Source organism: Acinetobacter sp. 161(2023) (genome assembly GCF_037027805.1).
In the GTDB taxonomy this organism is placed as follows: Bacteria; Pseudomonadota; Gammaproteobacteria; order Pseudomonadales; family Moraxellaceae; genus Acinetobacter.
The window spans coordinates 61,737-69,534 of record NZ_JAZEYD010000019.1 but is presented as its reverse complement, the minus strand read 5'-3'; the positions used below and the strand labels follow the sequence as shown (position 1 = coordinate 69,534).

8 protein-coding genes are annotated in these 7,798 nt (G+C 38.7%); 1 reads left to right on the top strand and 7 read right to left on the bottom strand.

Going from position 1 to position 7,798, the window contains the following annotated elements; translation table 11 throughout:
- Positions 1 to 14 precede the first annotated feature (14 nt).
- A complete protein-coding gene (gene dmeF / locus WA249_RS17035; RefSeq protein WP_001175951.1) occupies positions 15 to 950 on the bottom strand; it encodes a CDF family Co(II)/Ni(II) efflux transporter DmeF in 936 nt (311 codons plus the stop codon).
- A gap of 55 nt (positions 951 to 1,005) precedes the next feature.
- Here dmeF and WA249_RS17030 point away from each other — a divergent pair, with 55 nt between their 5' ends.
- Positions 1,006 to 1,275, top strand: a complete 270-nt coding sequence (locus WA249_RS17030) for a metal/formaldehyde-sensitive transcriptional repressor (RefSeq protein WP_000018740.1) — start codon at positions 1,006 to 1,008, stop codon at positions 1,273 to 1,275.
- A gap of 31 nt (positions 1,276 to 1,306) precedes the next feature.
- Here WA249_RS17030 and WA249_RS17025 read toward each other — a convergent pair whose 3' ends face one another.
- The 6 genes from WA249_RS17025 to WA249_RS17000 form a co-directional block, all read right to left on the bottom strand.
- Positions 1,307 to 1,432, bottom strand: a complete 126-nt coding sequence (locus WA249_RS17025) for a YHYH domain-containing protein (protein WP_000733641.1) — start codon at positions 1,430 to 1,432, stop codon at positions 1,307 to 1,309.
- A gap of 91 nt (positions 1,433 to 1,523) precedes the next feature.
- On the bottom strand, positions 1,524 to 2,831 hold the full coding sequence (locus WA249_RS17020; protein WP_000895211.1) for an MFS transporter: 1,308 nt from the start codon (positions 2,829 to 2,831) through the stop codon (positions 1,524 to 1,526).
- A gap of 80 nt (positions 2,832 to 2,911) precedes the next feature.
- The gene (locus WA249_RS17015) at positions 2,912 to 3,550 is read right to left on the bottom strand and encodes a hypothetical protein (protein WP_000282061.1); all 639 of its coding nucleotides are present in this window, start codon (positions 3,548 to 3,550) and stop codon (positions 2,912 to 2,914) included.
- A gap of 11 nt (positions 3,551 to 3,561) precedes the next feature.
- The gene (locus WA249_RS17010) at positions 3,562 to 4,275 is read right to left on the bottom strand and encodes a HupE/UreJ family protein (RefSeq protein ID WP_001165581.1); all 714 of its coding nucleotides are present in this window, start codon (positions 4,273 to 4,275) and stop codon (positions 3,562 to 3,564) included.
- A 5-nt stretch (positions 4,276 to 4,280) separates the two neighbouring features.
- Positions 4,281 to 4,652 (bottom strand): hypothetical protein, encoded by a 372-nt coding sequence (locus WA249_RS17005; RefSeq protein ID WP_000181823.1) that lies wholly within the window; start codon positions 4,650 to 4,652, stop codon positions 4,281 to 4,283.
- Between the two features lie 11 nt (positions 4,653 to 4,663).
- On the bottom strand, positions 4,664 to 7,792 hold the full coding sequence (locus WA249_RS17000; protein WP_000460236.1) for an efflux RND transporter permease subunit: 3,129 nt from the start codon (positions 7,790 to 7,792) through the stop codon (positions 4,664 to 4,666).
- Positions 7,793 to 7,798 lie beyond the last annotated feature (6 nt).

Below are 7,798 nucleotides of genomic sequence, written 5' to 3'. Positions count from 1 at the left end.
AACCATTCAATAATTCAAATAAAATGTATTTCAACACTTGCATGCACAATTTCTTCATGGATAGAGAGTGCCTGTTTCACTACATCTGGTGTTAAATCTACACCTGTACTCTCTAAAGCCAAGATGCAAGAAAACTTGCCTCTACCAACTTTCCAAACATGTAAATCAGTAATATTAACTTGAGGAAATTCCTCTATAACCTCTTTGATTTCATCAACCACAGGGTGAGACATTTCTGCATCGAGTAGTGTCTTTCCTGTCTCATTTAATAATCCCCATGACCATTTAGCGACAAGAATAGCTCCAACTACACCTAATAGTGCATCTAAGAAACTCCAACCAAAATATTTCCCCGCAAACAATGCAACAATTGCCAATACAGAAGTAACCGCATCAGCTACTACATGCAGAAACGCCGCCTTTTGATTTAAGTCATGATGATCGTGGTGGTGGTCGTGTTCATGGTGATGATCATGCTCGTGGTGATGGTGGTGGCCTCCGTCATGTAATAACCATGCACAAACCAAGTTTACCAATAAACCAACAATTGCAATTGGTATTGCCTCATTGTAATGAATATTCACGGGATTCATTAATCGATCGATAGATTGAATACCCATTAAAAGTGCTACAACCATAAGTAAAATAGCACTACTGTACCCTGCTAGAATCTCAATTTTCCAAGTACCAAAACTAAATCGCTGATCATGAGCATAATGTCGGGCCATTCGATATGCGAAATAAGCTAAGCCGAGAGCAACCATATGTGAACTCATATGCCAGCCATCTGCGAGTAAGGCCATCGAATTAAAAATCCATCCCCCCAATATCTCTAGTACCATCATGATTGCTGTAAGAATTGTCGCAATCAGTATTTTCTTTTGTGCTAAAGGATTTCCTTCATCGAATTGATGAGAATGACGACGATCTAAGTTACTATGAAGTTGCATAAATTTTATCTTTCCAAGATACTCCCCCCAGTATATATTTTTTTTAGGAAAAATCATGTCTCATTTGCATCAAGATAAAAAAATACTTAATCGCATCAAGCGGATTCAAGGACAGGTTACTTCTGTTGAAAAGTCATTATTAACACCTGAAAGCTCTTGTCTTGAAGTATTACAACAAGTTGCAGCAATTAAAGGTGCTGTTAATGGGTTAATGCAGCAACTTCTTGAACAACATTTAAGAGAACATGTATTGAAAGGGGATCAAAATTTTGATGAAGAAGAAATGAAACAGTACTTATTATTATTAGATCGTTATTCAAAATGAGTAGAACAAAATGTTCTACTCATTTTTATTATTAATGGCAGTGACGATCCCCTGTCTTGCTATTCGTGTGGCAGCCTGAAGAATCAGTACCACCTGAATGAGCAAAAGCATTTGTTACCGCAAGCCCCATTAAACATACCAAGATTAGTTTTTTCATGTTGTTCCCCTTTTTTTATTGAACAATAAAATAAGCTTATAATTGTACAACAAACAAACGGAATCTTTCTAAGTCATTAGTCGAAAAAGAGTTATTTAGGCCACTTTTCATGATAGTCATCAATAATATATTCATGGACGTGTACTCCATTGATTCGATGCTGCTGCAAATGCTCATGATCTGGAGGTAAATCATCATGACTGTGGGGTAAAAGAGCCTCATCCTGTGATGGCCACAAACGCATTGCAAGTAATAAAGAAATCGTTGCAATCACTGCCATCGGTATAAAAGTTTGTAATGTTCCTATGTTAGTAGTGAGCCATCCAACCAAGGGATAAGTCACTAACCAGCAAGCATGTGAAAACGCAAATTGCGCTGCGAATAGAGAGGTCCTACTCTCACTCGATGCAGATTTTCGAATCAAACGGCCTGTAGGTGTTTGTGAAACAGAATATCCAATACCAAGCACAAACCAAAGTACAAGCAAACCATTATAAGATGTAATGAAATAACCACTTAACAGCCCAATTACAAGAATTGTTGTTCCCGTCAACATCACTGATCGATCTGGGAACTTATCCAATATCTTAGGCAAAATGAAAGCCGAAAGCATTGAACCAAATCCAAATAAACCAAAAGCCCAAGTAGTCGCATTTTCAGTTAGCTTAAATGTCGATTGAACCAATACCACGGTATTTACAATCACTACAGCGCTTGCTGACGCAATTGCTAAATTGAGAGCAAGCAATGCTTTAAGTCTAGGCGTATTAAAATAAATTTTAGCTCCCTGCTTAATACGGCTATAAACACCTCTAAACGCAGGTACTTTGGCAACTGGTAATTTCGCACTTACCACAAACAAAGCAGAACCGATAAAACCTAATACCGTTCCCAAAAATAAGTTGTGATAACTCATCAAAGTTAATAAAAATGCCGCGAGCATCGGACTAATAATATTTTCTAAATCATAGGCCAATCGTGATAATGATAGCGCATTGGTATAGTCTTTTTCTTCAGGTAAAACATCTGGAATCATTGCCTGAAATGTTGGTGTAAATGCAGCAGAAGCAGATTGCAAAATAAAAATGAGAATATAAATTTGCCAAATTTGTGTCACAAACGGTAGACACAATGCTGTTAATGCTCGAATAACATCTAGCCCAACCAATACTTTTTTTCTTGGTAATCGCTCAGCAAATGCAGATGCTATAGGCGCTACACCGATATAAGCAATCATCTTAATTGCCAATGCAATACCAAGAACTTGGGCTGCTTCCCCCTTTGCAATATCGTACGCCTGTAAAGCTAGGGCGATTGTGATTAACCCCGTTCCGATTAGCGCTATTACTTGGGCCAAAAACAAATGCCGATATGTTGTGTTTTTTAGTACTTCTAGCATCTTATGGATTCCTTTTAGAACCTGACTTCTTTAGCAATTGAATCTCCTTGGAATATTATTCCAAGGAGATTGATCAAAACTTAAAAGACTTTCTTCATTTCACTAAACTGCCCTTCTACAAGTAGAGTTACAGTCACTGGATTTTCCGTACGGTTACGCCAGAACCAACCATGCTTGCCATCAAAAGCTGCCTTTAAGACACCCTGCTGAGTTGTTTCATTCTTTCCTTTTCCATAGCCATGATAGAACCCTTTAGGAGCGTTCACTGGATCACCATGGGTATCATAATTAAGACCACCTCCAACAGCTTTCCAGTCAAAGTTGACACTTGCACTTTGTGGCATCGTCAGTTTCACTTCGGTTGCTTGGCCCGGTTTAAGCTCAATACTAATGCTCTCTTTATTAATAGCAGGCATAATCATTTGAGCATTATCAGTTGCCGTTTGAGTCGAAGTTTCTACTGATATTTGTTCAACACTATTCACTGCCTGTGCAGCATTGATACCATTTTCTGACTCTTCAGTTAGTGATTGTTTGATTTCTCCCATTTTCGTTAAACCAAGCACTTTACCCATACCTGTCGGATCAATTGCATACTCCGCAGGCATGACACAGGTAACTAGCACAATAACGGCACTTACGGCAGCAATTGCTGTTGATTTAATTAACTTTTTTGATGAAGGTAATTCGATATCTTTTGGAATTTCAGCGTTATACATAATTTAGATCCTTATTGAGTAATGAAGCCAGTAAGTTGATAGCCAACAAGTAAAAAACCGAGGAACATGAGGAAGACATTGCTTTGATAAGCTGTTTTAAAGAAATAAGGTGTCTTTCTCCAAAACGTCATTAATAACAAGATGATGCACAGAGCCATAAACTGGCCTAATTCAACCCCAATATTGAATGAGATTAAATTTGCCAACAGTCCATCACTCGGAACTTCATATTCCTGAATTTTTACTGCGAGTCCAAAACCATGAATCAGACCAAAAATTAAAGTCGCGATTTTCGTGTTTGGTTGAAAACCAAACCAACGCTGATAAGCCCCCAAGTTATCTAGAGCCTTATAAACAATCGAAAAACCAATGATTGCATCAATGATGTAGGCGTTTATCGAGATATTGTAATAAACACCCACCAGCATCGTAATCGAATGCCCAAGTGCAAATAGGCTGACGTACAAGCCGATATCTTTCATTCGGTATAAGAAGAAGATAATGCCAACAAGAAATAGTAAATGGTCATATCCAGTGACCATATGCTTCGCACCCAAATAGATGAATGGAATCACATGAATGCCATAAATTTCTTGAATATAGCCCTTATCACCTTCCGCTACTCCATGAGCAAAAAGTGTAGGGCTTACCAATGTAATGAATAAAGCAAGTAATAGCTTTATGTAAGCACTTAATTTCACAATGTGTGAAGCAATAATTTGCATGTATATCAAACTCCAAAATTTAAAATGAATTGAAAATCCATTAACTTTTTGGGCGGTTTAAAAATACGACTCACCATCAGATAAACATATTCTTTTGACCAATCTAAAATCGAAATCCCTTTTAAGAGATGAGCTAAAGCGGCCGATTTAAGTACGTCATAGCCAACAAAATGTTCATAGTAATTATCTTGGTGACTATGTGAATGTTGTTGGCTTATCTCATGATGGTGAGAGTTAATTGCATCAATTGAAACGTGTCTCTGAAATTCATTTTCAGTTACATGCTCTTTAAAGTGCAAACATAAAGCGAGACTGATCATGCAGACTAGCAACATCATCACAAATTTGTTTTGTTTATCTCGCAATATATTTGTCATTAAAGATGCCCCTAAACAACCTGTTTAGCAGCTTCGTTTGATTTTCTTGACCTACCTTGGTTAAACCACACATATAAGGTTGGCAAAATAATCAAAGTCAGTAAGGTTGATGAAATAATCCCACCAATAACAACAGTTGCAATTGGGCGCTGAACTTCAGAGCCAATGCCTACGTTTAAGGCCATCGGAATAAAACCTAATGAAGCGACTAAAGCTGTAATCAACACGGGACGGAGTCTTTCCATTGCACCATGTTTCACTGCATCAATGACACTTTCACCTTGAACTCTAAGTCGCTGAATGGCTGAAACAAGAACCAAACCATTCAGCACAGCAACACCCGATAAGGCAATGAAACCCACAGCCGCAGAAATTGAGAATGGAATATCACGTAGTGCTAAAGCAATCACACCACCTGTTAGTGCAAATGGCACACCTGTGAATACCAAGATACTGTTTCTAACATTACCTAAAGCCATATAGATCATGGCAAAGATCAGAATTAAAGCAATCGGTACTACAACCATAAGACGATTTGAAGCAGATTCCATTTGCTCAAACGTACCGCCCCAAGTCAGCCAATAACCATCTGGTAATTTAAAATCAGCATTCAGCTTAGATTGTGCTTCTGAAATGTAACTACCAATATCAGTTCCACGAACATTTGCTGTAATGACGATACGCCGTTTACCATTTTCGCGAGAAATCTGGTTTGGTCCTTGAACGTTTTTTAACTCGATCAATTCTGATAAAAGAACACTCGAACCATCAGCTAAGCTCACAGGAATCTGATACAGCTTTTCTAGATCTGTTACCGAGTTTTGATCCATACGTACCACAATGTCGAACTTTCGATCTCCTTCAAACACCTTACCTACTGTCTCACCTGTGATTAGGCTAGAAACCTGTTTTTGTACATCCTCTGCATCAAGCCCATAGTTGGCAATCATGTCTTTTTTCAGCTCAACAGAAACCATGGGTAAACCAGACATCTGTTCGACTTTAAGATCAGCAGTACCTTTGACTCCCTCTAAAATCTTAGCGGCAGCGTTTGCTGATTCAAGCAACTGCTCTAAATCATCACCATAAATTTTTACGGCAACATCTGTTCGGACACCTGAAATAAGTTCGTTAAAACGCATTTGAATCGGCTGTGTAAACTCATAATTGTTTCCATATACGCCTTTAGATACGCGTTCAATTTCAGCAACAACCGCAGACTTTTCCTTATCAGGATTAGGCCACTGACTACGAGGTTTCAGCATGACAAAGTTATCTGCTACGTTAGGTGGAACAGGATCAGTCGCAATTTCAGCAGTCCCCACTTTGGCAAAAATAGTCTGAACTTCTGGAATTTTCTTAATCTCTTTTTCTAACGTGTATTGCATTTCAATTGCTTGAGTCAACGACGTACCAGGGATACGCAAGGCATGTAGTGCTACATCTCCCTCATCCAAGGAAGGTATAAACTCTGAGCCTAAACGAGTCGAAAGACTTGCACTAAAAACAAAGAAAATAGAGACAAAAGCGATTAGCAAATATCTGTGATTTAAAGACCAATCTAGAATTGGGTTATAAAATCTTTTGATGCCATGGACGATTTTTGACTCTTCTTCTTTAATTTCACCAGTAGTGACCAATGCCACCATTGCAGGGACAAACGTAATTGAAAGAATCATTGCTGCCACTAAAGCCATAACCACTGTTGCAGCCATTGGTGTAAACATCTTTCCTTCAACACCAGTCAGAGTCATTACAGGTAGATACACCAAGATAATGATCAATTGACCATAGAGAATCGCTTTGCGGGATTCTTTAGTCGCCTCAAACACAGTCGTAAAGCGTTCTTGCCTTGTTAAAACTCGCCCAAGCTCTTTTTGTTTAATTGCCAACTTTGCTAAGGAGGCCTCAACAATTACAACAGCACCATCTACAATAATCCCGAAATCTAGTGCCCCAAGACTCATAAGGTTTGCACTAATTTTCTGGTTCACCATACCTGTGATTGTCATCAGCATGGATAAAGGAATGACCAAAGCGGTAATCAGCGCAGCACGGAAGTGACCAAGAAATACAAACAGAACAACGATTACCAGAATCGCACCTTCTAAAAGATTCTTTTTCACCGTCTGTATCGTTGCATCAACCAAAGTTGTACGGTTATAGACAGCTTTTGCTTCCACACCTTCTGGTAATGATTTTTGAACCTGTTGTAGCTTTTGATCAACAGCGTGAGCAACATTTCGTGAGTTCTCACCAATAAGCATGAATGCTGTACCCAGTACAATTTCTTGCCCATCTTTAGTTGCAGCACCTGTACGTAATTCGTGACCAATAGATATTTTGGCAACATCTTTCAATCTGAGGATATAACCATTGCTCGTCGTAATCGGGATATTCTGGACTTGCTCAATCGAGTTAATTTGAGAATCAGAACGAATTAAATACTGTTCACCATTTTTCTCAATATACCCCGAGCCTTTATTCATGCTGTTCTTAGAGATAGCCTCTAAAATTGTCTTCTGATCCAGCCCTATGCTACGTAAATAAGCATAATCAGGTTGAACTACAAATTGTTTGAGATAACCACCAATGGTATTGATTTCATTAACACCCTCTACATTTCGAAGCTGAGGTTTAATCACCCAGTCTTGTAAGGTGCGTAATTCCGTTGGTGAAAGTGGATTAGGATTGTTCTTGGCATTTTCAACGGTATACATGAAGATTTCGCCAAGTCCTGTAGAAACAGGCCCCATAGAAGTTGCAATTCCAACGGGAAGATTTGGTGTCACTCCTTGTAGCTTCTCATTGACTAATTGTCGGGCAAAATAAATATCCGTCCCTTCTTTGAAAATTGCCGTTACTTGAGATAGACCATATCGAGATACGGAGCGTGTATAGTCTAAATTTGGAATACCTGCCAAAGCAGTTTCAATGGGATAGGTCACTTGAGACTCCATCTCCATTGGAGAGAGTCCTTGAGCTTCACTATTAATCTGGACTTGTACATTCGTAATATCAGGGACTGCATCAATCGGTAACTTGAAATAGTTATAAACCCCTAATGCACCAACAAATAAAAATACGATAAGTACAAGCCAACGATTCTTAATCGAGAGCTTAACAATCTGGTCAAACATAGTCGC

Excerpts from the sequence above, each read along its gene's own strand:
- WA249_RS17025 (WP_000733641.1), bottom strand. The coding sequence starts at position 1,432 with ATGAAAAAACTAATCTTGGTATGTTTAATGGGGCTTGCGGTAACAAAT.
- WA249_RS17000 (WP_000460236.1), bottom strand. The coding sequence starts at position 7,792 with ATGTTTGACCAGATTGTTAAGCTCTCGATTAAGAATCGTTGGCTTGTA.
- WA249_RS17005 (WP_000181823.1), bottom strand. The coding sequence starts at position 4,652 with ATGACAAATATATTGCGAGATAAACAAAACAAATTTGTGATGATGTTG.
- WA249_RS17015 (WP_000282061.1), bottom strand. The coding sequence starts at position 3,550 with ATGTATAACGCTGAAATTCCAAAAGATATCGAATTACCTTCATCAAAA.
- dmeF (WP_001175951.1), bottom strand. The coding sequence starts at position 950 with ATGCAACTTCATAGTAACTTAGATCGTCGTCATTCTCATCAATTCGAT.
- WA249_RS17010 (WP_001165581.1), bottom strand. The coding sequence starts at position 4,275 with ATGCAAATTATTGCTTCACACATTGTGAAATTAAGTGCTTACATAAAG.
- WA249_RS17020 (WP_000895211.1), bottom strand. The coding sequence starts at position 2,831 with ATGCTAGAAGTACTAAAAAACACAACATATCGGCATTTGTTTTTGGCC.
- WA249_RS17030 (WP_000018740.1), top strand. The coding sequence starts at position 1,006 with ATGTCTCATTTGCATCAAGATAAAAAAATACTTAATCGCATCAAGCGG.